This window comes from Methylobacterium isbiliense, from assembly GCF_022179325.1.
In the GTDB taxonomy this organism is placed as follows: Bacteria; Pseudomonadota; Alphaproteobacteria; order Rhizobiales; family Beijerinckiaceae; genus Methylobacterium; species Methylobacterium isbiliense.
The window spans coordinates 1-22,907 of sequence record NZ_BPQQ01000100.1 but is presented as its reverse complement, the minus strand read 5'-3'; the positions used below and the strand labels follow the sequence as shown (position 1 = coordinate 22,907).

The following is a 22,907-nucleotide window of genomic DNA, read 5'->3' as shown; positions in this document are numbered from 1 at the left end:
CCAGCCGCAAGGACAACGCCGTCCACGCTTCTCTTTCTCAGATCAACTTGTCAAAGAACCGCCTGCCGGAGCAGGCTACACCCTGAGAAGACACGCCCGCAGTCCCGAGGCTCTACTCGGCTCTGCCGCTCGTCTTCTCTGGAAGACTGACGCCGGGGCCGGAAGTGCTGGCCGCCGCGTCGGTGGAGGGGCGTATAGGCCCCCCGCTCCGGGCTGTCAACACGCAATCGGCGCTGCCGGATCGGCGGGTCGCCTGAGCGACCCGGGCCAGGTCGAAACCCGGGCCCATCCGCTCGTCTGCGTGTCCGTGAAGATCAGCGGGCGCCACCGCCAACACTCCCGATATGGTGATGATCGCCGCAGCTTCAAGATCTCCCGGCCAACTCAAGAGGCTGACGCTGCGTGCAGATGCTGTCCTTCACCCCGCACCGCGTTCTGGCGCCGCCGCGGGCATTCCGCTCCGCGAGGCGACAGACGCAAAGAGGGGCCGCCCTCGCGAGCAGCCCCTCCATTGCCAAGCCGCGGTCCGCCTGAGACCGCAGACGCGTCGCTTACGCGGCGCGGACCTCACCAGAGGCGAGCATCCAGGTCACCAGCGCGGACGACCGCGGCATACGACAATGAGACACTGGATCACCTCCTTTCGTTCGTTGATCGGAGAGCCCCAATTGGGTGCGCGCGCCTCACCTCACAAGGGTGCGTCGTCCGCCGTCCACGCATGGGAGGGCTGCAGACCGCACGCGGCGAGGGAAGGGCCCGCGCCGGCCTAGACCCACTCGTCGGTGACGGTCAGCGTGATCCCGAATTCCGCCGCACGCGCGAGCACGCGGCGCAAAGCGGCGCGATGGCTGGCGAGTTGCTTGCGGTCCCATTCGCCGAGCGGCTCCGACCGGTCCGGGTCCTCCAGCCGGTCCATCGCCGCCAGGTGATGGTCGGCGCAGGCCATCAGGGCGCGCACGCGTTCACCGAAGGGCATGTCCTCCAGCTCGCGCTTGAGCGGCATGCGCAGATAGGCCGGACTTTGAGCGGACGAGGCATGCTCAGCAGCGGCGGCGGCTCGCCCGATCGCAGGCGAGTAGGTCGAAAGGCGGTCGTGAGTCGGTGTGATCTCGGTCAGCATTGATGGTCGGTTCGAGGACGCACTCCCCGGACTGGCACAGGCCGGGGTGGCGGGTGAGCAATTCTGGTGGAATCTGCATATGGGGCGGATCGTGCAGTGTTGCCAGGCTGGGCGATGATGCAGGGGACTCAGGCTGAACGAACCGTTGCAGGACCGGCGTCGCGAACGGATCCGTCTGCGGCGCCCCGTCGGAGAATGCAGACAGCCTCGCTGCCGGGCGGAGCCGGCAGGCCGAGGCGATCCACGTCACGGTCTCTGATCATCCCGGGTCGTTGCCCGGTCGCCTCGGGTTCTGCCTCCCAGCCCCGAAGTCATGAGTGCATCCTACGAGGCATTCTTGAACCGTCGCCTAAGAAGCGCGGTGAACGGCATCGCAACAGGAGTTGCCGAAAGCTTAGCGCGACAGCGCTCCAGCCCGAACGGCACCGCCCGTCGCGCCGGAGACGATCGACCGGACCGGACGGGAGGTCGGCTCTGCGCGCGATCAGACGTCGCCGGATGGCCGGCCGGGTCTCGTGGCGGCCTCGGAAGGACCGCCCGGGCATCGGCGCGAGACCAAGCGCCTTGCCCCGTCGACAGCCAATCGCACCCAGATCCGCTCGCCACCTTGACCGCCGGCATCCGTAAATCTCTTCTGTCGAACCATCCGGCTGGGCCGTCGGCGGCGAGTTTCGGCGGTCATCCGGAGGCAAAACAACCGGCCTGAAGGCCGGAATGCATTGTGCAGGGGAGGAGCAGATGGGTGAACTCACGCGCCGGGCGTGGCTCGGGGGAGTGTCCGCGGCGGGAATCCTGGCCGCCACGGGGGCGCAGGCCGCGATGGGGCCGGACGACAAGTTCGACCTCGTGGTCAAGGGCGGCGAGGTCATCGATCCGAGCCAGTCGCTCCGGGCCAAGCGCGACCTCGGCATCCGCTTCGGCCTGATCGCGGCGATCGAGGCCGACCTTCCGGCCGCGCGGGCCCAGCGCGTGCTCGATGCCTCGGGCAAGCTCGTCCTGCCCGGCCTCGTCGATCTCCACGCGCATACCTACCCGTACGGCTCGGCCATCGGCATACCGGCGGACGAGACCGTGCCGTTCGCCGGGACGACCACCGTGGTCTCCGCCGGGGATGCCGGCGCCAACAACCTCGCGGCCCTGCGCCGGCACATCGCGGCGCAGACCCGCACGCGCATGTTCGCCTTCGTGCACATCGCCAACAACGGGCTGTCCGGCTTCCCGGTGGCGGAACTCTACAACCTCGATCACGCCCAGGTGGAGGCCTGCGCCCGCGCGGTGGCGGAGAACCCGGACTTCGTGCTCGGCGTGAAGGTGCGCCTGTCGGAGAACGTGATCTTCAAGCACGGCCTCGAGCCGCTGAAGCGGGCGATCCAGGCGTGCGAGCTGTCGGGCCGGCCGGCCAAGGTCATGGCCCATATCGGCGGGGTCGAGACGGCCGACCTGATGGGCCGGATCCTCGATCTGCTCCGGCCCGGCGACATCCTCACGCACTGCTATTCCGGGGCGCCGAACATCGCCGGCCAGTTCACCAACATCGTGCAGGACGGCAAGCTGCTCCCGGCCGCACTGGCGGCGAAGCGGCGCGGCGTGATCTTCGACATCGGCCACGGCGGCGGCAGCTTCGACTTCACGGTGGCGGAGGCGGCGATCGCACAGGGCGCGCCCCCCGACACGATCTCCTCGGATCTGCACGTCTTCTCGGGCAACACGCCGGGCCTGCCGTTCCTGCCGTGGGTGATGAGCAAGTTCCTGCCGCTCGGCTTCAGCCTGGAGCAGGTCGTGGCGATGGCCACCTCCGCCCCGGCCCGGGTGATCGACCGCGACCCGAAGCTCGGCACGCTCCAGGTCGGCGCGCCGGGCGATGTCTCGGTGATGGAATGGGTCGAGGGGCCGGTCAGCTTCGTCGATACCCGCAACAACACCCGCAACGGCACCGCCTACCTCAAGCCCGCGCAGACGGTGAACACCGGGGTGGTGTTCGGACGGCCGTACCAATCGCCCTTCGCTGTCCGGTAGGTCGGCCGGCAGCCGCTCCGCGCGGGCACGGTCATCGCGGGACGGCCTGTCGGCCGTCCCCGGCCTCGCGCGACGAAGTGCTGCCGGCCCGAAGCCTTGCCCGCCGCGCGGGCGATCCGCGCCCCGCGATACAAACCTTCGTATGATCGGCTAGAGACAAGGTATGCAGGAAGCTAAACCGCGATGATACTATCGGGTGGCCGGCCGTTGTCTAATATTGCCTCATCGGCACGGCATACTCGAACAGCAACGGGAGCGACTCCGATGATCCAGGTCACGATCAACGGCCGCACGCATGCGGTGGATGTCGAGCCCGATACGCCCCTGCTCTGGGTCCTGCGCGACACGCTCGGCCTCACCGGCACCAAGTACGGCTGCGGCGTCGCCCAGTGCGGCGCCTGCACGGTCCTCATCGACGGCGAGGCCACCCGCTCCTGTCAGGTGCCGGTCGAGAGCCTGGGCGCGGCCCGGATCACCACGATCGAGGCGATCGAGCAGGACCCGGTCGGGCGCAAGGTCGTCGAGGCCTGGGTCGGCCAGCAGGTGCCGCAATGCGGCTACTGCCAGTCGGGCCAGGTCATGGCGGCGACCGCCCTCCTCACGCAGACGCCGAAGCCCACCGACGCGGACATCGCCGCCGCGATGACCAACCTGTGCCGCTGCGGCACCTACAACCGCATCGCCGAGGCGGTGCGCCACGCCGCCGCCTGAGGAGGCCCGCATGACCCTGCGCGTCGCACCCGGCTCCGCCATCCCGGTCCTCGCCTCCGACGGCGTGGCGAATCTCTCGCGCCGCCGCTTCCTCGGCACGGCCGCGGGGGCGCTCGTCGTCGGCATCGCCCTGCCCGCCCGCCGCGCCGGGGCCGAGAGCGCCGCGCTCAGGAGCGCGGCACCCAAGCCCGGCACGCGCGTCCCGGCCTTCCTGGAGATCCGCCCCGACGGCAGCGTGCGCCTGCTGAGCCCCTTCGTCGAGGGCGGCCAGGGCATCGCCACCGGCATGGCCCAGATCGTCGGCGAGGAACTCGACGTCGATCCCGCCCGCTTCGTGGTCGAGTGCGCGCCGCCCGGCCCCGACTACGCGGTCGTCAACGGCCTGCGCATGACCGGCGGCAGCTTCTCCACCCGCTCCAGCTACGCGCTGATGCGGCAGCTCGGCGCCACCGCCCGCGACATGCTGATCCGCGCCGCCGCCGCCCGCCTGGGCGTGCGGGAGAGCGACCTGACCACCCGCGACGGCAGCGTGGTGCACGCGGCCTCCGCGCGCAGCCTGCCCTACGGCGACCTCGCCGCCGAGGCCCTGGCGCTCGCGCCGCGCGAGGGTGTGGCGCTGCGCGATCCGAAGGACTTCCGCTACATCCGCCACGCCGTGCCGCGCCTCGACGTGCGCGACAAGGCGACGGGCCGGGCCGTCTACGCCATCGACCAGACGGTCGAGGGCATGCTCTACGCGGCGGTCCGCCATGCGCCGCAGCCCGGCACCGAGCCTGAGGGGATCGACAACGAGCCGGAGGCCCGGGCGATGCCGGGCGTGCAGGGCGTCCACCGCCTGCCGGGCGCCGTCGCGGTCACGGCCGACAGCTGGTGGCGCGCCCGCAAGGCCGTCGAGGCGCTCGCGGTGCGCTGGACGCGCCCGGCCCCCACCGGCCTCGACACGCTGGCGGCTGACTTCTCGTCGGAGGCCATGCGCGCGGCACTGACCGAGACGCCCGGCGAGGGGCACGAGGCCGAGGCCGCGGGCGACGCGGCCGCCGCCTTCGCACGGGCCGCCACCGTGATCGAGGCCGAGTACCACGCGCCCTACCTCGCCCACGCGCAGCTCGAACCGCCCTCCGCGATCGCCCGCTTCAACCCGGACGGCACGCTCGACGTCTGGACGCCCAACCAGATGCCGGAGCTCTTCCAGAGCCTCTCGGCAGAGGTCGCAGGCCTGAGCCCCGACAAGGTGCGCATCCACTCGCCGATGCTCGGCGGCTTCTTCGGCCGCCACTTCGCCTACGGGCCCGCCAACCCCTACCCGCAGGCGATCCGCCTCGCGAAGGCCACCGGCCGGCCCGTGAAGGTGCTGTGGTCGCGCGAGGAGGAATTCCTCAACGATGCGCTGCGGCCGCTGAGCCACAGCCGCTTCCGCGCCGCCCTCGATGCGGCCGGGCAGCCGATCGCCGTCACGGTGCGCACCGTCGGCGAGGGGCCGATCGGCCGCTGGTTCGGCGCGCTGTTCGACGGCCCGGTCGATCCCTCGGCGGTCGAGGGCATCGTCGGCAAGCCCTACGCGATCCCCAACCGCCGCATGACCTTCGTGAAGCGGGCGCACCCGGTGACCATCGCCTTCTGGCGCTCGGTCGGGCACTCGATGAACGATTACTTCTCCGAGAGCTTCCTCGACGAGATCGCGCTGGCAGGCGGGCAGGATCCCTTCGCGCTGCGCATGGCGCTCGTGAAGGACAGCCCGCGGCACCGGCGGTTGCTCGAGGAGGTCGCCGATCTCTCTGGCGGGTGGCGGCGCGGCCCCTACGCGGCCGAGGGCGGCACGCGGGCGCGGGGCGTGGCGATGGCCTCGCCCTTCGGGTCGGAGACGGCGACGATCGCGGAAGTCTCGATCGAGGGCGGCGAGGCGCGGGTGCACAACCTCTGGATCGCGTTCGATCCGGGCAGCGTCGTGAACCCGGCGATCGTGACGGCGCAGGTGGAATCCGCCGCCGCGCTCGGCCTGTCCGCCACGCTCGTCGAGCAGATGGTCTACCGCGACGGCCTGCGGCAGGCGCAGAACTTCGACGGCTACCCGATCCTGCGCCGGGAGCACATGCCGGCGGTGCACGTGCGCATCGTCGAGAGCGGCGCGCCGATGGGCGGGGTGGGCGAGCCCGGCCTGCCCGGGGTGCCGCCCGCCGTCGCCAACGCCGTCGCGGCCCTCACCGGGCAGCGGATCCGCAGCCTGCCGCTGGCCAACGCCAAGCTGTCCGGCGCCTGAGCGCCCGTCGCATCACGGAGACCCCATCATGGCTGAGACCCATCCCGGCACCGCCCTCGTCACCGGCGCCTCCTCGGGCATCGGCGCCACCTACGCGGCCCATCTCGCCCGCCGCGGCCACGACCTGATCCTGGTCGCCCGCGACCGGTCCCGGCTCGACGCCGCGGCGGCCCGGCTGCAGGCCGAGACCGGCCGGCGCGTCGAGGTGCTGCCGGCCGACCTCACCGCCGCGGCCGATCTCGACGCCGTCGCCGCACGGCTCTCGGCCGACGAGGCCATCCGGCTCGTCGTCAACGCCGCCGGCTTCGGCCCGCTTGGCCCGGTCCTCGGCGGCCCCCGGTCGCTGTACGACGACATGGTGGCGCTCAACGTCACGGCGCTGCAGCGCCTCACGCTCGCCGCCGCGGAGGCCTTCGCGGCCCGGGGCGGCGGCACGATCGTCAACGTGGGCTCGGTGGTGGCGCTGGCGCCGGAGCGCTTCAACGCCGGCTACGTGGCGACCAAGGCCTTCGTGCTGGCGCTGACCCAGGCGCTGGCCAGCGAGCTGGGGCCGCGGGGCGTGCGCCTCCAGGCGGTGCTGCCGGGCATCACCCGCACCGAGTTCTTCGCAAGGGCCGGCGCCGACCTGTCGGCGATCCCGCCCGGTATGGTGATGGAGGCCGACGACCTCGTGGCGGCGGCGCTCGCCGGCCTCGACGCCGGCGAAGGCGTGACGATCCCGTCGCTGCCGGATGCCGGCGACTGGCAGGCCTACGAGGCCGCGCGCCAGCGGCTCGGTCCCAACCTGTCGCTCAGCGTCCCGGCCGCCCGCTACGCGGTCCCGCCCGTCGCCGCGGTGGCCTGACACGCGGCGTCGGGGCGCGTGGGGCAAGCCCCCGCGCAGGCCCGCAGCATGCGCGCCGCCCCCGGCGCCAGACCCGAAGAGACCGCCATGTCCCGTGCCGCCTCCATCCCGATCATCCCGGCCTCGTTCTTCGGCATGGTGCTGGGCCTCGTCGGGCTCGGCACCGCGTGGCGGGCCGCGGCCCAGCTCTGGGGCGCGCCGGCCGTCATCGGCGAGAGCGTGATGCTCCTCGGGGTGGTCGTCTGGGCCGTGGTGCTGGTGCTCTACGCGGCCAAGTGGTTCGTCGCCCGCGGCCTCGCGATCGACGAGGCGCGCCACGCCGTGCAGTGCTGCTTCATCGGGCTTGCGGGCGTCGCCACACTGCTGGTGGCGCTCGCCGCCCTCCCGTATGCGCGCCCGCTCGCCTTCGTGCTCTTCGGCCTCGGTGCGCTGTTCACGCTCGGCTTCGCGGTCTGGCGCACCGGCGGGCTGTGGCACGGTGACCGCGAGGCCGCGGCGACCACGCCGGTCCTGTACCTGCCCACGGTCGCGGGCGGCTTCGTGACCGCCACCGCGGCCTCCGCCTTCGGCCTGCGCGACGTCGCGCAGCTCGCCTTCGGGGCGGCCCTGCTCTCGTGGCTCGCGATCGAGTCGGTGCTGCTGCACCGCTTCTACACCGCCCCCCGCCTGAGCGCGGCGCTTCGCCCGACGCTCGGCATCCAGCTCGCACCGCCGGCGGTGGGCGGCGTGGCGTGGCTGAGCCTGGGGGGCGATCCGGGCGGGGTGGTGGCGCTGGGGCTCCTCGGCTACGCGCTGCTGCAGGCGCTCGTGCTGCTGCGGCTCCTGCCCTTCATCCGCGAGCACGGCGTCTCGGCGGGCTACTGGGCCTTCTCGTTCGGCGCGACGGCCCTCGCCACCCTGTCGCTGCGGGTCGCGGCGAGCGGCACGACCCCCTTCGTCACCGGGCTCGCGCCGCTCATCTTCGTGGCCGCGAACGTGCTGGTCGTCGGGCTCGCCGTCGGCACGCTGCGCCTGCTGCTCGCCGGCAAGCTCATCGCCCCCGCCGCCCCGCTCCCGCAGCCGGCCCCGGCCGCCACGCTCGGGCCGGCGCACTGATCCGCCGCCCGGCGAGAGCGCTCCCCTCGCCCGCGGGCGGAACTCGCCGCGGCCGGACGCGCCCCCATCGCCGTCGTAGCGCCGCCCGGCAGCAGGATCGCGACCACCGCCCCGCCCTCCGGGTGGGCGCGGGCCGTCAGCGTCCCCCCATGAGCTTCGACGCACGTCCAGCCCCCGCGCGGTGATCCGGCCGCGGACGGGGCTCTCCGGGCTCGTCGTGGCCGGATCGCGGTTCACTGCCCCCTCGCCGTCCTCCCATCACGCGGCGCTCACCTGGGCGCCGGCCCCCGCCGCGGCTCGGCCGATTGTCCGGGAGAAGGCGGCGTGGTAGGCGGATCGGGCAGATACTGGTATGTGCCACTATCTGGACCGTGGCGGACCTGTCCGCCGTCGAGGGGCATGGCTGATGGCAACGGTAGCGGAAGACCGTCGGTCGCCGGGCGCGGCCCGCCCACCGGCCGAGAGCGAGCGTCCCCTGGTGCTGATCGTCGAGGACGACGAGGGGGTGCGCGAGGCCCTGCGCGGCCTCCTCGCCTCCGTCGGCATCGAGGCCCTGACCTTCGGCGGCACCGCGGACCTGCTCGCCGCCACCCTCCCGGACCGGCCGGGCTGCCTCGTCCTCGATGTGCGGCTGCCCGGCCTGAGCGGCCTCGACCTCCAGTCGAAGCTCACGGCGGCGGGCAACCGGATGCCGGTGATCTTCATGACCGGCTACGGCGACGTGCCGATGAGCGTGCGGGCGATGAAGGCCGGCGCGCTCGATTTCCTGACAAAGCCCTTCAACGACCAGGACATGCTGGATGCGGTGGCGGCCGCGATCGCGCGGGACGAGGCCCGTCGCCGCGAGGGGGCTGCGGTCGGTGAGGTGGCGCGGCTCGCCGCCACGCTCACCCCGCGCGAGACGGAGGTCATGGGTGCGGTGGTGAAGGGCCTGCTCAACAAGCAGATCGCCTACGACCTCGGCCTCTCCGAGATCACGGTGAAGATCCACCGCGGCAACGTCATGCGCAAGATGAAGGCTGCGTCCGTCGCCGACCTCGTCCGCAAGGCGGACATGCTCAAGGCCGTGGCGGATCGCTGACGGGCGCCGCGCGACGCCTTCCAGCGCCACGGCGGCAAGGCGGAGGCCTCCGGCGTGCGGACGGACGTCACCGTGCCCGGCCGGAGGCGGCGCGCCGCCTCATGCCCAGCCCTCCAGCACGATCTTGCCCTTGGCGCGCCCGCTCTCGATGAGCGCGTGGGCGCGCCGGAGCGTGGCGGCCGAGATCGCGCCGAGGTTCTCCGCGACAGTCGTCCGCAGCGTGCCAGCATCCACCAGCCGGGCGACCTCGGTCAGAAGCCGTCCCTGCTCGGCGATGTCGGCCGTACCGAACATCGCGCGCGTGAACATGAACTCCCAGTGGACCGACACGCTCTTCTGCTTGAAGGGCAGGATGTCGAGCGCGGCCGGATCGTCGATCAGCGCGAAACGGCCCTGGGGGGCGATCAGCGCGGCGATCTCGGCCAGGTGCTGGTCGGTGTTGGTGGTGGAGAAGACGAAGGCCGGGGCGCCGAGCCCGAGCGCCGCGACTTCGGCCGCCAGCGGCTTGCGGTGATCGATCACGTGGTGGGCGCCGAGGTCGCGGCTCCAGGCCGCCGTCTCGGGCCGCGAGGCGGTGGTAACGACGGTGAGGTCGGTGAGCCGGCGCACGAGCTGGGTGGCGATGGAGCCGACCCCGCCGGCGCCGCCGACGATCAGCACGGCGTTCGCCGCACCGGGCACGGGCTTGCGGATGTCGAGCCGGTCGAACAGCGCCTCCCAGGCGGTGATGGCGGTGAGCGGCAGCGCCGCCGCCTCGGCGAGGGAGAGCGAATCGGGCTTGCGGCCGACGATCCGCTCGTCGACGAGGTGGAGCTCCGCGTTCGTCCCCGGCCGGCCGATCGCGCCGGCGTAGAAGACGGCGTCGCCGGGCCGGAAGAGGCTCGCCTCGCCGCCCACCGCCGCGACGGTGCCGACCGCGTCGTAGCCCAGGATGCGCGGCTCACCCTCCGGAGGGTTCGCCCGGAGGCGGACCTTGGTGTCCACGGGGTTCACCGAGATCGCCTGCACCCGGACGAGGAGGTCGCGCGGGCCCGGCACGGGCGTCGGAACCTGAAGGTCGAGGAGCGCCCGGTCGTCCGCGATCGGCAGCGACTGGCGGAAGCCGACGGCGCGCATGGTCCTGGTCATCTGCGTGGTTCCTTCCGTGTGAGCATCGGCCGCGTGTGCGGCGGCCGGACAAGGCGCTCGCCGCGATGCCGAGCACGATCGCGTCGAGCCGCCCCCCCTCGGTCAGAGCCGGTCCGGCTCCGAGCCGTCCTGCGCCCGGGCGACGGCGGAGAGTGCCGGCTCGATCCGCTCGTTCGCCGGAAGCACGATCACCCTCGCCCCGACCGGCACGCGGCCGTAGAGGTCGATGATGTCCTGGTTGAACATCCGGATGCAGCCCGAGGAGACGGTGGTGCCGATGGTCTCCGGCTCCGTCGTGCCGTGGATGCGGTAGAGCGTGTCGCGGCCGCCGTCGAAGAGGTAGAGGGCGCGCGGCCCGAGCGGGTTGCCGGGGCCGCCCGCCATGCCGTTGCGCCAGGGGCCGTTGCGCTCGGGCTCGCGGGCGATCATGGCGGCGGTCGGCGTCCAGCGCGGCCACTCGGCCTTGCGGGCGACCTGCGCCGTGCCGCTCCAGGCCAGCCCGGCCCGGCCGACTCCGACACCGTAGCGGAGCGCGCGGCCGTTCTCGCGCACGAGGTAGAGGAACCTGTTGCCCGGATCGACCACGATCGTGCCGGGCGGCTCGGCACGCGGATAGGCCACCTCCTGTCGGACATAGCGGGGATCGACCCCGGCGATGTCGGTGGCGGGCAGCGCGAAGCGCTCGGCCGGTTGCGGCCCGTACATCGCGCTGAAGGCGGCGTTCCGGACCGGCCCCGCCGCCTGCGGCGGCGGTTCGACCGCGACGCACCCGCCGAGCAGAAGGGCCAGCAGCGCGGGCTCGAGCCCGCCGCGGGCAGAGGGAGTGGTCGTCGTCATGGCGTCGGAACTCCGCCGCGGGGGAGGCGTGCGCCGCCGACCGAACCCCACGTCCCGGATGCTCGCCCGTTGCCGGGCAGAAGAGAAGCGCATAGTTCTGATCGCAGTCAGCAGAAAAGCGACTGGATCATGCGCCATCCCGACCTTGAACTCGATCTCCTGCGGGCCTTCGTGGCGGTTGCCGAGACCGGCAGCTTCACGGCCGCCGCGGAGGTGGTGCACCGCTCTCAATCGGCGGTGAGCCAGAAGGTCCTGCGCCTGGAGGAGATCCTCGGCCGGCGGGTCTTCGCGCGCACCAGCCGGATGCTCGGCCTCACCCCGGACGGCGAGCGCCTGCTCGTCGCCGCGCGCCGGATGCTGGAGTTCAACGACGCGCTCCTGCGCGAGTGGCGCGGGCCGCCCGCCACCGGCACCTTGCGGCTCGGCGTCTCGGAGGACTTCATCCCCGGCCAGTTGCCGAAGCTGCTGGCGCGGTTCGGCCGGCTCTATCCGGGCGTGCACATCGACCTGATGACGGGCCTGAGCTGCACGCTGATCACCGCCTACGAGGCGGATCGCCTCGATGCCGTGATCGCCAAGCGCAGCGAGGGCGGGCCGCGCGGCCGGGTGATCTGGCGCGAGCCGCTGGTCTGGCTCGCGGCCGCCGACTACGAGCCCGACTTCACCCAGCCGGCCCGCCTGGTGATGCTGGCCGCGCCCTGCACCTACCGGGACGCGATGATCGCAGCGCTCGATTCGGTGCGGCGGGACTGGGTGGCGGCCTGCACGGCATCGAGCCTGATGGGCGTGCAGGCGGCGGTGGCGGGCGGCCTCGGCGTGACGCTGCTCGGGCGCTCCTTCGTGCAGGCGGGGATGCGGATCCTGCGCGCGCCGGAACTGTGGCCGGCCCCGCCGATGACCGAGGTGACCGTGATGGGCGAGGACCGCGCCCCCGACCTCGTGCGGCCACTGATCACCTTCCTGACCGAGAGCCTCGCCGGGAACGAGGCCCTGGCGCTCGCGGCGTGAGGCGGCCTTGCTCCGCGGGTGACCGGGCCGCCGGCACGATCACCGCGCCACGCGATCAACCGGTCGAACAGTCTCCACCGGGCTCTGCTGCGCCCATCCGATGAGCAGGACGTAGCCCACGGCCAGCAGCACCGGCCCGATGAACAGACCGAGCAGGCCGTCGGCGATCATGCCGCCGATGACGCCGGTCAGGATGACCGGCATCGGCACCGTCAGGCCGCGGCCGAGCAAAAAAGGTTTCAGGATGTTGTCGCTCAGACCGGCAGCGAGGGTCCAGACGAGGAAGATCACCGCCGGCTGCGTCGCCTCGGTGGCGACCACATAGGCGATCACCGGGAGCGTGAGCAGGATGACCGGCACCTGCACGATGCAGAGAAGCAGCGCCGCCAGCGTCAGGAGACCGGCCGCCGGCAGGCCGATGGCGACGAAGCCGGCCCCGAGGAGCAGGGACTGGATCACCGCCACGCCGACGACGCCCAACGCCACGCCGCGGATGGTCTCGATGCTCAAGGCCGCGAGCTGCGCACCCCGGGCCTCGCTGCCGGTGACGCGGATCAACACACGCCGGGTCAGGTCGGCGGCGCCCCGACCGTAGGCCGTGAGCGCGGCGGCGATCGCGAAGGACAGGACGAACGACACTTCGCTGGCCGCCAAGCCTTGAGCGGCCGACAGGAGCCAGGTGGTGGGCCTCCTCAGCATCGGGCCGTAGCGCGTGAGCGCCGCCGCCGCATTGGTGGCAACGAGCGCCCAGGCATCCGTCAGCGCCTGGCCGACCAGCGGCAGCTCGGCGAGCCGTGGTGGCGGCGGCGGCACCGTCACCCTCTGGTGCTGCAGGTCCGAGACGAACCCATAGAGCGACGCGCCGACCGACGTCACGATCACGATCGTCATCGCCAGCATGACGGACACGCCGACCAGGCCGATCAGCAAGGCCGACCAGCGCCCCCCGAGCCACCCTGCGAGGCGGCGATGCAGCGGATGCAGCATCACGGCCAGGATCGCCGACCAGACCAGGATCTCGGCGAGAGGCGCGAGGATCCGGCCGCAGGCATAGATCAAGGAGGCGATCAGGCCGATCCGCAGCGCTCCATCGAGCGAGGTCGTGGGCCATGGCACGCGATGGGGATCGCTTGCGTTCGGTTTCATTGCCTTGCCCCAGCCACGCGCCGCCGCCGACGCATCCTAGGCTGCAGGCCCCGGACGTCCTTGCGCTATCTCAATGTCCGGGCGCATCGCCGTCTGCGTTCCGGCGTCCGCGGGCGTGCCTCAGGCCCGTCCGCTTGCGCGGGGCCGCGGGCGCCGTGCGGGCCGGCGTCACACCCCGAACGTCAGCCCTTCCCGCTCGTAATCCTCGTGCACGCAGGCGAGGATCAGGCCGATCTCGGGCGAGGGATCGTCCTTGCGGTAGCTCATGATGACGGGGATGAGGGCCTTCTCCTCGTCGAGGGGCCGGTAGGCGACGCCGTCGCGGCGCAGACGCTCGACCGAGGCCGGGACGACGCAGATGCCCGCCTCCGCGGCGACGAGGCCGAGCGCGGTCTGCAGCTCGCGCACCTCGTGGATCACCGGCGGGCGCACCGCGTGGTCGCGAAACAGCGCCAGGATGCGGTCGGCGTTGTTGGGGCGCGCGCCCTTCGGGTAGACGATCAGCGGGGTGTCGGCGAGGTCGTGCAGCTTCAGCGGGCCGGGCGCATGGCTCGCGTCCCAGGTCATCGGCACGGCGACGATCATCCGCTCGTTGCGCAGCAGGACCCGGGCGATGGCCGGGTCCTCGATCTCGATGCGGCCGAAGCCGACGTCGATGCGGCCCTCCTTCAGCGCCGCGATCTGCTCCAGCGTCAGGAGTTCGAGCAGCGTCAGGTCCACGTCCGGGCGTTTCAGGCGGTAGCCGCGCAGAATCTCGGGCAGCCGGCCGTAGAGGGTGGAGGCCACGAAGCCGATCCGGAAGCGGTTGCGCTCGGTCAGGCGCAGGCGCCGGCCCGTCTCGCGCAGGTCGTCCACCCGCTCCAGGATCTGCAGGGCCTGCTCGAAGATCAGCCGGCCCGGCTCGGTCAGGCGCACCGGCCGCGAGCCGCGCTCGATCAGGGGCACGCCGAGTTCGTCCTCGAATTGCTGGATCTGCTTGCTCAACGCGGGCTGAGCCACGTGCATCGTCTCGGCCGCCCGCGTGAAGCTCTGCTCCCGGGCGACCGCCACGAAGTAGCGCAGGTGCCGAAGCTCCAACTATTCCTCCCGGGAATGTTTTAGTTCCCAATCGGTCTTGGACGCCATCCGGCCCGCTGTCTAGAACTGGAACAAGAGGAAACGCCCAGGAGCGAGCGAGACTCGGACCGAGCGGCCCCACGGGACCGCCCCGAGCACCACGCCCTCCCTGCGCAAGGTCAGAAGAACGATCCGAGCCGGCCGCGCCCCGCGTGGACCTGCAACGACCGCTCTTGCTCTCGAGCCAAGCCCATCGGGGCCAGGAGGACGCCGCGCTGAAAGAGATGCATCAGATCGTCGAGACCGCCGTCGACGAGAACCCGGAGACCGGCGTCTATCGCTGCCGCCGCGACATCTTCACCGATCCAGACCTGTTCGAACTGGAGATGCAGCACATCTTCGAGGGCAACTGGATCTACATGGCCCACGAGAGCCAGATCCCGAACCCCAACGACTACTTCACGACCTACATGGGCCGTCAGCCGGTGGTGATCACCCGCAACCGCAAGGGCGAGTTGCAGGCCTTCATCAACGCCTGCAGCCACCGCGGCGCGATGATCTGCCGGCACAAGCGCGGCAACAAGGCGACCTTCACCTGCCCGTTCCATGGCTGGACCTTCAGCAACGGCGGCAAGCTCCTCAAGGTCAAGGATCCGGAGGGCGCGGGCTATCCCGACAGCTTCAACTGCGAGGGCTCGCACGACCTCACCAAGGTGGCGCGGTTCGAGAGCTACCGCGGCTTCCTGTTCGGCAGCCTCAACCCCGACGTGAAGCCGCTGACCGAGCATCTCGGCGAGGCGACCAAGATCATCGACATGATCGTCGACCAGTCCCCGGACGGGCTCGAAGTGCTGCGCGGCGCGTCGACCTACGTGTACGACGGCAACTGGAAGCTCCAGACCGAGAACGGCGCCGACGGCTACCACGTCAGCGCCACGCACTGGAACTACGCCGCCACCACCAGCCGCCGCAAGGAATCGCACGTCGTGGACAAGACCCGCGCCATGGATGCGGGCGGCTGGGCCAAGCAGGGCGGCGGCTTCTACTCCTTCGAGCACGGCCACCTGCTGCTCTGGACCACGTGGTCGAACCCCGAGGACCGGCCGAACTGGGACCGGCGCGAGGAACTGGCCGCGACCTACGGCCAGGCGATGGCGGATTGGATGATCAACCGCTCGCGCAATCTCTGCCTCTACCCGAACGTCTACCTGATGGACCAGTTCTCGTCGCAGATCCGCACCTACCGGCCGATCGCCGTCGATAAGACCGAGGTGACGATCTACTGCATCGCCCCCAGGGGCGAGGCGCCGGAGGCGCGGGCGCGCCGCATCCGCCAGTACGAGGACTTCTTCAACGCCAGCGGCATGGCGACCCCGGACGACCTCGAAGAGTTCCGCTCCTGCCAGATCGGCTATCGCGGCCGCGCGGCGCAGTGGAACGACCTCTGCCGCGGCGCCACCCACTGGATCGAGGGCGGCGATGCGGGCGCGAAGGCGATCGGCCTCAAGCCGCTGCTGAGCGGCGCCAAGACCGAGGACGAGGGCCTGTTCGCCATCCAGCACCGCTACTGGATGGACACGATGCGTCGGCACCTGCCGTAACGCGACATACGATCCCCCCTCCCCCGCGAACCGGGAGGGGTCTGAAAAGCCAGACACCATCAACGACGGACCGGCCCCTTCCGGGCGCCGAACGACCCGTCCTGCCCGGAGGAGACGCCCGATGACCCTGACCCTCGAAGAGGTGCGCCAGTTTCTCTATCGCGAGGCCCGCTACCTCGACGACCGCGATTTCGAGGCGTGGCTGACCCTCTACGCCCCCGACGTCGAGTTCTGGATGCCGTCCTGGGACGACGACGACCAGCTCGTCACCGACCCGCAGCGCGAGGTCTCGCTGATCTACTACGACAGCCGCAGCGGCCTGGAGGACCGGGTGTTCCGCATCCGCACGGAGCGCTCCAGCGCCACCAGCCTGCCGGAGCCGCGCACCTCGCACAACATCGCGAACGTCGAGATCGTCGAGCAGGACGAGGTCTCGTGCAAGCTGCGCTTCAACTGGCTCACCTTCAACTACCGCTACAAGACGGTCGATACCTACTTCGGCACCTCCTTCTACACGCTCGACACCGGCGGCGCACAGCCCCTGATCAAGAACAAGAAGGTCGTGCTGAAGAACGACTACATCCACCACGTCATCGACGTGTATCATATCTGAGGGGAGCGCCGTGATGAGCAACGTCGCACTCAACTTCGAGGACGGGGTCACCCGGTTCATCGCCTGCCGTCCGGGCGAGACCGTCGCCGACGCCTCTTACCGGCTCGGGATCAACATCCCGCTCGATTGCCGGGACGGCGCCTGCGGCACCTGCCGGGTGCGCTGCGAGTCCGGCCGCTTCGATCCGGGCAGCTACATCGAGGACGCGCTCACCGACGAGGAGGCGGCGCAAGGGTTCGGCCTCGCCTGCCAGATGCGCCCGAAATCCGACCTCGTGCTCGCGGTGGCCGCGTCATCGGCCGTGTGCAAGACGAAGATCGCCGCCCACGCGGGCACGATTGCCGCGGTGCGCCGGCTGTCCGACACCACCTTCGGCCTCAGCGTCGAGACGCCGGAGCCGATCGACTTCCTGCCGGGGCAGTACGTCAACATCTCGGTTCCGGGCACCGGGCGGGCGCGCTCCTACTCGTTCAGTTCGGTGCCCGGCAGCCGGCAGGCCGAGTTCCTGATCCGCAACATCCCGGGCGGGCTGATGAGCACCTACCTCGCGGAGGGGGCGAAGCCCGGCGCCCGCCTCGACCTGACGGGTCCGTCCGGCAGCTTCTACCTGCGCGAGATCGCCCGGCCGGTGCTGATGCTGGCCGGGGGCACGGGCCTCGCGCCCTTCCTGTCGATGCTCGGCCGCGTCGCGGCAGGCGGCAGCGCCCACCCGATCCACCTCGTCTACGGGGTGACGAACGACGCCGACCTCGTGGAGGTTGAGGCGCTTGAAGCGGCCGCCGCGGAGAACCCGCGCTTCAGCTTCTCCACCTGCGTCGCCTCGCCCGACAGCGCCCATCCGCGCAAGGGCTACGTCACCGAGCACCTCGCGCCGGAGCATCTCCACGACGGGGACGTGGACACCTACCTGTGCGGCCCGCCCGCGATGGTCGACGCGGTCCGCCGCAGCTTCGCCGAGCGCGGTCTCACGCCGGCGAGCTTCCACTACGAAAAGTTCGCGGCGAGCGGCACGGGAGGCGGCGCATGACCCCCCGCACGGACATCGTCTCGCCCGGGCGCTTCGCGGGCAAGGTCGCGGTGGTGACCGGCGCCGCCCAGGGCATCGGCCGCGAGGTGGCTTTGCGCCTCGCCCGGGAGGGCGCCGCCCTCCTCCTCACCGACCGCTCGGAGATCGTGGACGAGACCGCCGCCGAGGCGCGCGACCTCGGCGCGGGCGCCGCGGTGGAGATCGCGGACGCGGAGACCTTTGAGGGCTGCGAGCGGGTGATGGCCGCGGCGGTCGAGCGGTTCGGCCGGCTCGACGTGCTCGTCAACAACGTCGGCGGCGCGATCCGCTTCAAGCCCTTCGCGCACTTCGCCGCGCAGGAGATCGAGGCCGAGATCCGGCGCTCGCTGTTTCCGACCCTGTGGTGCTGCCGGGCGGCGCTGCCGCACCTGCTGGAGGCCGGCGGCGGCAGCATCGTCAACGTCTCGTCGGTGGCGACGCGCGGCCTGAACCGCGTGCCCTACGCGGCGGCGAAGGGCGGCGTGAACGCGCTCACCGCCTGCCTCGCCTGGGAATACGCCGCCGACGGCATCCGGGTGAACGCGGTCGCCCCGGGCGGCACGGAGGCGCCGCCCCGGCGCATCCCGCGCAACCCGGAGCCGCCGAGCGACCAGGAGCGCGCCTGGATCGCCGAGGTGGTGGCCCAGACCAAGGCGTCGAGCCTGATGGGCCGCTACGGCACCGCGGCCGAGCAGGCCGCCGCCATCCTGTTCCTCGCCTCCGACGAGGCCTCCTACGTCACCGGCGTCACCCTGCCGGTGGCGGGCGGCGACCTCGGCTGACCGACAACGCAACCCGACAGAGAGGAGACGCCCCATGTCCACCGTCACCGATTCCCCTGAAGCGCAGGCCCTGTTCGACAAGGTCGCGGGTCTCGACAACGACGCGGGCAACCCGCGCATCAAGCAGATCGTCCGCCGCGTCGTCGCGGATGCCTGCCGGATCATCGAGGACCTCGACATTACCCCGAGCGAGTTCTGGACGGCGATGAGCTACCTGACCGAGACGGGCCAGAAGAACGAGTTCGGCCTGCTGATGCCGGGCATCGGCGTCGAGCACTTCATCGACCTGTGCATCGACGCCAAGGAGCGGGCGGCCGGCCTCGCGGGCGGCACGCCCCGGACCATCGAGGGACCGCTCTACGTGGCGGGCGCGCCGCTCTCCAAGGGCGAGGCGCGCCTCGACGACGACCCGGAGGACGGCGAGGTGCTGATCGTCGAGGGGCAGGTCACGGGCACGGACGGCGCGCCGCTCGCCGGCGCCATCGTGGACGTCTGGCACGCCAACACGCTCGGTAACTATTCGGTCTTCGACAAGAGCCAGAGCACCTGGAACCTGCGGCGGCGGATCGAGACCGACGCCGAGGGCCGCTACCGCTTCCGCAGCATCCTGCCGAAGGGCTACGGCTGCCCGCCCGAGGGCCAGACCCAAAAGCTCCTCGACCAGCTCGGCCGCCACGGCCAGCGCCCGGCCCACATCCACTTCTTCGTCTCCGGCGCCGGCCACCGCCAGCTCACGACCCAGATCAACCTCGCGGACGACCCCTACGTCTACGACGACTTCGCCTTCGGCACCCGCGACGGGCTGGTGGTGGATGTGGTGCGGGTCACCGACCCGGCGGCGCTCGCGGCGGCGGGCCTCGCCGAGCCCTTCTCGACGATCCGCTTCGACTTCGCGCTCAATCCCGAGGCGGCGAACGCCCCCGACCCGGTGGTGGTGCGCCCCCACGCCGAGGCGGCGTGAGACCCGGGGCCGCGCCCTGAGGGCGCGGCCCTCGAAGCCCTCTCCCGCGCGGGAGAGGGGATCCTGAGCCCGGTCGGTCTCGGATCGTCCCCCGGACAGCCGTGCGGACGCGGGGAGAGAGGCACAGCCCCCGCGTCCCCACCGCTCTCTCGACACCCATGCGCCGTCCCCCGAGCCGCCCCGCGCGGGCGGAACGACGCCCTGCGCCTCCACGCGACCCATCCGGAGCCACGCCCATGCTCGCCAGAACCCAATTGCACGACCCGGCCCCGCCGCCCGCCCGCGACCTCGCGGTGGCCGAGATCCGCACCACCATCGTCGACGTGCCGACCGTGCGGACGCACAAGCTCTCGCAGACCTCCGTCACCGCCCAGAGCTACGTCATCGTGCGCCTGCGGCTCGGGAACGGCGTCGAGGGCATCGGCGAGGCCGCGACGCTCGGCGGGCCGCGCTGGAGCGAGGAGAGCGTCGAGGGCATCAAGGCCGTCATCGACGCCTATCTGGCGCCGGCGCTGCTCGGGCATAAGGCCGACCGCTTCGTCGCCGCGGGTGAGCGCCTCGACGCGGCGGCCAAGCGCAACAACGCCGCCAAGGCGGCGATCGAGACCGCCCTGTTCGACGCGGTGGGCCGCACCCTCGGGCTGCCGGTCGCGGCGCTGCTCGGCGGCGCCGTGCGCGCGAGCTTCCCGGTGCTCTGGACCCTCGCCTCGGGCGACCCCGACCAGGAGATCGCCGAGGCGGAGGCCAAGCTCGACGCGCGGCTGCACCGCAGCTTCAAGATCAAGATCGGCGCCCAGGCGCCCGAGGCCGACCTCGCGCGGCTCGCGCGGCTGTCGCGGGCGCTCGTCGACCGCGCGCAGCTCATCGTCGACGCCAACCAGGCCTGGGACGAGGCCACCGCCCGACGATGCCTGCCGCGCCTCACCGATCTCGGGATCGCGCTCGTGGAGCAGCCACTGCCGGCCTGGAACGTCGCCGGCATGGGGCGCCTGCGCACCCGCGACGACATCCCGCCGCTGCTCGCCGACGAGTGCGTGTTCACGTCCCACGACATGCTGGCGGTGGCGCAGGACGCCGCCGCCGACGCGGTGTCGCTGAAGCTCGTGAAGCACGGCGGCCTCGTGGGCCTGCGCAAGGTCGCGGCGGTGGCGGAAGCCGCCGGCATCGGCCTCTACGGCGGCTGCCTGCTCGAGAGTTCGGTCGGCGCGGCGGCGCATCTCCAGGCCTTCGCGGGCCTGCGCGACCTCGCCTGGGGCTGCGAGCATTTCGGGCCGCAGATCCTCACCGACGACCTCGTGACCGAGCCGCTGCGCTTCCGCGACTTCGCCGTGCACCTGCCCGAGGGGCCGGGCCTCGGCGTCACCCTCGATCCCGACAAGCTGCGCCACTACGCCAGGAGTTGATCCCATGCTGTACTGCGTCGAGATGGACGTCGCGATCCCGCACGGCCTCGATCCCGATCACGTCGCCAAGTTGAAAGCGGACGAAAAAGTCCGCGCCCAGGACCTGCAGCGGCAGGGACAATGGGTTCATCTGTGGCGGGTGGCGGGACGCTACGCGAACATCAGTGTGTTCGACGTCGCGAGCCACGACGAGCTGCACGACATCCTGTCCACCCTGCCGCTCTTCCCGTTCATGACGATGCGGGTGACCCCGCTCGCGTGCCACCCCTCGGCGGTGGCCTGAACCCTCGCCGGCCCCGCACGGGGCCGGCGCAAGACCAAGAACCGATCTTTTCCAGCCAAGGATGAGGGAAATGCCCACAGCCCGCAGCATCGACGTCCAGGACGTCATCAACCGACACGGCGTATCCGGCTTCCAGATCCGGATCGTGATCCTCTGCTTCCTCGTCGTGGCCATCGACGGCTTCGACACCGCCGCGATCGGCTACATCGCCCCGGCCCTGCGCACGCAGTGGCAGGTGAGCCAGTCGCAGCTCGCGCCACTGTTCGGGGCCGGCCTGTTCGGCCTGATGATCGGCGCCTTCCTGTTCGGCCCGCTGGCCGACCGCGTCGGCCGCAAGGCGATGCTGGTCGTCACCACCTTGTTCTTCGGGCTCGCGAGCCTCGCCTCGGCATGGTCGACCTCGATCGAGATGCTGACGGTGCTGCGCTTCATCACCGGGCTCGGCCTCGGCGGCGCGATGCCGAACGCGATCACGCTGACCTCCGAATACTGCCCGGAGCATCGCCGTTCGTTCCTCACCATGGCGATGTTCTGCGGCTTCACGGTCGGCTCGGCGCTCGGCGGCTTCGCGGCGGCGCACCTGATCGCCGATTACGGCTGGACCTCGGTGCTGGTGCTCGGCGGCGTCCTGCCCCTTGCCCTGGTTCCGCTGCTGATGCTGGGCCTGCCCGAATCGGCGCGCTTCCTCGTCCTCAAGCAGGCCCCGGCGGACAAAATCGCCAAGCTCCTCTCGCGCATCGCCCCGGGCGAGGACCTGTCGGGCGCGACCTTCACCGGCATCGCCAAGCCCAAGGGCTCGCCGATCGGCCAGCTGTTCCAGCCCGGCCTCGTCGCCGGCACGATCTGCCTGTGGCTGACCTTCTTCATGAGCCTGCTGATCTTCTACCTGCTGTCGAGCTGGCTGCCGACCATCATCAGCAGCGCGGGCCTGACCCTCAAGGAAGCCTCGCTGATCACCGTGATGCTGGCGACCGGCGGCACGGTCGGCGGGCTGGTGCTCGGCGCGCTGATGGACCGGGTGAACCCGCACGCGGTGCTCGGCCTGTCCTACCTCTGCGCGGCGGGCTTCGTCGCCCTGATCGGCAGCGCCACCGGCTCGGCCGCGCTGCTCGCCGTCGCGGTGTTCGGCGCGGGCTTCTGCGTCGGCGGCTCGCAGATCGGCATCAACGCGCTCGCGGCGAGCTTCTACCCCACCGCGAACCGCGCCACCGGCGTGTCCTGGGCGAACGCGGTCGGCCGGATCGGCTCGGTGGTGGGCTCGATGATCGGCGCCTCGCTGATCGGCCTCGGGTTCGGGCTTCCGGCCACCTTCGCCCTCGTGGCGGTACCCGCCGTGATCGCCGCGCTGAGCATCGTCCTCAAGGGTCGGCTCGGCGCCCCCGCCCTGCCCTTCGCGCCGGCCGTGCCGGTGGCCCAGGGATCCTGATCGCCAGCCCGGGTCGCGAGGCCCCGACCAGGGCCGCGCGACCCGCATCCCCTCCCCTTCCGATCATCCGGTGAGCCCCATGAGCCCCCCTCCCGTCGTCATCGCGGTCGCGATCACCGGCTCGGTGCCGCGCAAAAAGGACAACCCCGCCGTGCCGATCCACGTCGCCGAGCAGATCGAGTCCACCCACCAGGCCTACGAGGCCGGCGCCACCCTGGTGCACATCCACGTGCGCAACGACGACGAGTCCCCCTCCTCCGACCCCGATAGGTTCGCCGCCGTGCAGGAGGGCGTGCGCAAGCACTGCCCCGGCATGATCGTCCAGTTCTCCACCGGCGGACGCGGCCGCGACCCCGCCGCCCGCGGCCTCTCCCTCGTCCACCGCCCCGACATGGCCTCGCTCTCCACCGGCTCGGTCAACTTCCCCACCATCGTCTACGAGAACCCCGCCGCCCTCGTCACGGAACTGGCCGCCAGCATGCGCCAGCACGGCG

21 protein-coding genes are annotated in these 22,907 nt (G+C 71.7%); 16 read left to right on the top strand and 5 right to left on the bottom strand.

The genetic code is table 11. The features are described from left to right. Positions 1-766: 766 nt before the first annotated feature. Positions 767-1,120, bottom strand: a complete 354-nt coding sequence (locus tag MFF61_RS30405) for a hypothetical protein (protein ID WP_238241427.1) — start codon at positions 1,118-1,120, stop codon at positions 767-769. Positions 1,121-1,858: 738 nt separating this feature from the next. Here MFF61_RS30405 and MFF61_RS30400 point away from each other — a divergent pair. From MFF61_RS30400 to MFF61_RS30375, 6 genes are all read left to right on the top strand, one after another. Then, positions 1,859-3,136, top strand: a complete 1,278-nt coding sequence (locus MFF61_RS30400) for an amidohydrolase family protein (RefSeq protein WP_238241426.1) — start codon at positions 1,859-1,861, stop codon at positions 3,134-3,136. 264 nt (positions 3,137-3,400) lie between these two features. Continuing rightward, on the top strand, positions 3,401-3,847 hold the full coding sequence (locus MFF61_RS30395) for a (2Fe-2S)-binding protein (protein WP_238241425.1): 447 nt from the start codon (positions 3,401-3,403) through the stop codon (positions 3,845-3,847). Between the two features lie 10 nt (positions 3,848-3,857). Beyond that, positions 3,858-6,104, top strand: a complete 2,247-nt coding sequence (locus MFF61_RS30390; protein WP_238241424.1) for a xanthine dehydrogenase family protein molybdopterin-binding subunit — start codon at positions 3,858-3,860, stop codon at positions 6,102-6,104. A gap of 28 nt (positions 6,105-6,132) precedes the next feature. Further along, a complete protein-coding gene (locus MFF61_RS30385) occupies positions 6,133-6,948 on the top strand; it encodes an SDR family NAD(P)-dependent oxidoreductase (protein ID WP_238241423.1) in 816 nt (271 codons plus the stop codon). A gap of 87 nt (positions 6,949-7,035) precedes the next feature. Then, positions 7,036-8,043, top strand: coding sequence for a dicarboxylate transporter/tellurite-resistance protein TehA (tehA, locus tag MFF61_RS30380; protein WP_238241422.1), 1,008 nt, complete (start codon positions 7,036-7,038; stop codon positions 8,041-8,043). Between the two features lie 406 nt (positions 8,044-8,449). Continuing rightward, positions 8,450-9,124, top strand: coding sequence for a response regulator transcription factor (locus MFF61_RS30375; RefSeq protein WP_238241421.1), 675 nt, complete (start codon positions 8,450-8,452; stop codon positions 9,122-9,124). Between the two features lie 99 nt (positions 9,125-9,223). Here MFF61_RS30375 and MFF61_RS30370 read toward each other — a convergent pair whose 3' ends face one another. Together MFF61_RS30370 and MFF61_RS30365 are read right to left on the bottom strand one after the other, a co-directional pair. Next, positions 9,224-10,240, bottom strand: a complete 1,017-nt coding sequence (locus MFF61_RS30370; RefSeq protein WP_238241429.1) for a zinc-binding alcohol dehydrogenase family protein — start codon at positions 10,238-10,240, stop codon at positions 9,224-9,226. A gap of 114 nt (positions 10,241-10,354) precedes the next feature. After that, positions 10,355-11,089 (bottom strand): L,D-transpeptidase, encoded by a 735-nt coding sequence (locus tag MFF61_RS30365; protein WP_238241420.1) that lies wholly within the window; start codon positions 11,087-11,089, stop codon positions 10,355-10,357. A 129-nt stretch (positions 11,090-11,218) separates the two neighbouring features. Between MFF61_RS30365 and MFF61_RS30360 the strand changes: the two genes are divergently transcribed. Further along, on the top strand, positions 11,219-12,097 hold the full coding sequence (locus MFF61_RS30360; protein ID WP_238241419.1) for a LysR substrate-binding domain-containing protein: 879 nt from the start codon (positions 11,219-11,221) through the stop codon (positions 12,095-12,097). A 39-nt stretch (positions 12,098-12,136) separates the two neighbouring features. On the opposite strand, the gene MFF61_RS30355 is transcribed toward MFF61_RS30360, so the two are convergent. Then, positions 12,137-13,213 (bottom strand): AI-2E family transporter, encoded by a 1,077-nt coding sequence (locus MFF61_RS30355; RefSeq protein ID WP_238241418.1) that lies wholly within the window; start codon positions 13,211-13,213, stop codon positions 12,137-12,139. Positions 13,214-13,411: 198 nt separating this feature from the next. Beyond that, positions 13,412-14,320 carry a LysR family transcriptional regulator gene (locus MFF61_RS30350; RefSeq protein ID WP_238241417.1) on the bottom strand — a complete coding sequence of 303 codons (909 nt, stop codon included), beginning with the start codon at positions 14,318-14,320 and terminating at the stop codon, positions 13,412-13,414. 263 nt (positions 14,321-14,583) lie between these two features. Here MFF61_RS30350 and benA point away from each other — a divergent pair, with 263 nt between their 5' ends. From benA to MFF61_RS30305, 9 genes are all read left to right on the top strand, one after another. Beyond that, positions 14,584-15,900: a benzoate 1,2-dioxygenase large subunit gene (benA, locus tag MFF61_RS30345; RefSeq protein ID WP_238241416.1), complete on the top strand. Its 1,317-nt coding sequence runs from the start codon at positions 14,584-14,586 to the stop codon at positions 15,898-15,900. A 121-nt stretch (positions 15,901-16,021) separates the two neighbouring features. Next, a complete protein-coding gene (gene benB, locus MFF61_RS30340) occupies positions 16,022-16,513 on the top strand; it encodes a benzoate 1,2-dioxygenase small subunit (protein ID WP_238241415.1) in 492 nt (163 codons plus the stop codon). A 13-nt stretch (positions 16,514-16,526) separates the two neighbouring features. Next, entirely contained in the window at positions 16,527-17,540 is a 1,014-nt protein-coding gene (benC, locus tag MFF61_RS30335; RefSeq protein WP_238241414.1) for a benzoate 1,2-dioxygenase electron transfer component BenC, read from the top strand. Then, on the top strand, positions 17,537-18,340 hold the full coding sequence (locus tag MFF61_RS30330) for a 1,6-dihydroxycyclohexa-2,4-diene-1-carboxylate dehydrogenase (protein WP_283206054.1): 804 nt from the start codon (positions 17,537-17,539) through the stop codon (positions 18,338-18,340). Before benC ends, MFF61_RS30330 begins: the two co-directional genes overlap by 4 nt. 34 nt (positions 18,341-18,374) lie before the next feature. Then, positions 18,375-19,301: a catechol 1,2-dioxygenase gene (gene catA / locus MFF61_RS30325; RefSeq protein ID WP_238241413.1), complete on the top strand. Its 927-nt coding sequence runs from the start codon at positions 18,375-18,377 to the stop codon at positions 19,299-19,301. A 236-nt stretch (positions 19,302-19,537) separates the two neighbouring features. Then, positions 19,538-20,704 (top strand): muconate/chloromuconate family cycloisomerase, encoded by a 1,167-nt coding sequence (locus MFF61_RS30320; protein ID WP_238241412.1) that lies wholly within the window; start codon positions 19,538-19,540, stop codon positions 20,702-20,704. 4 nt (positions 20,705-20,708) lie between these two features. Further along, entirely contained in the window at positions 20,709-20,987 is a 279-nt protein-coding gene (gene catC / locus MFF61_RS30315; protein WP_238241411.1) for a muconolactone Delta-isomerase, read from the top strand. 70 nt (positions 20,988-21,057) lie between these two features. Then, positions 21,058-22,413, top strand: coding sequence for an MFS transporter (locus tag MFF61_RS30310; protein WP_238241410.1), 1,356 nt, complete (start codon positions 21,058-21,060; stop codon positions 22,411-22,413). A gap of 79 nt (positions 22,414-22,492) precedes the next feature. Beyond that, the coding region (locus tag MFF61_RS30305) for a beta-keto acid cleavage family enzyme (protein ID WP_238241409.1) at positions 22,493-22,907 on the top strand (415 nt) is incomplete at its 3' end.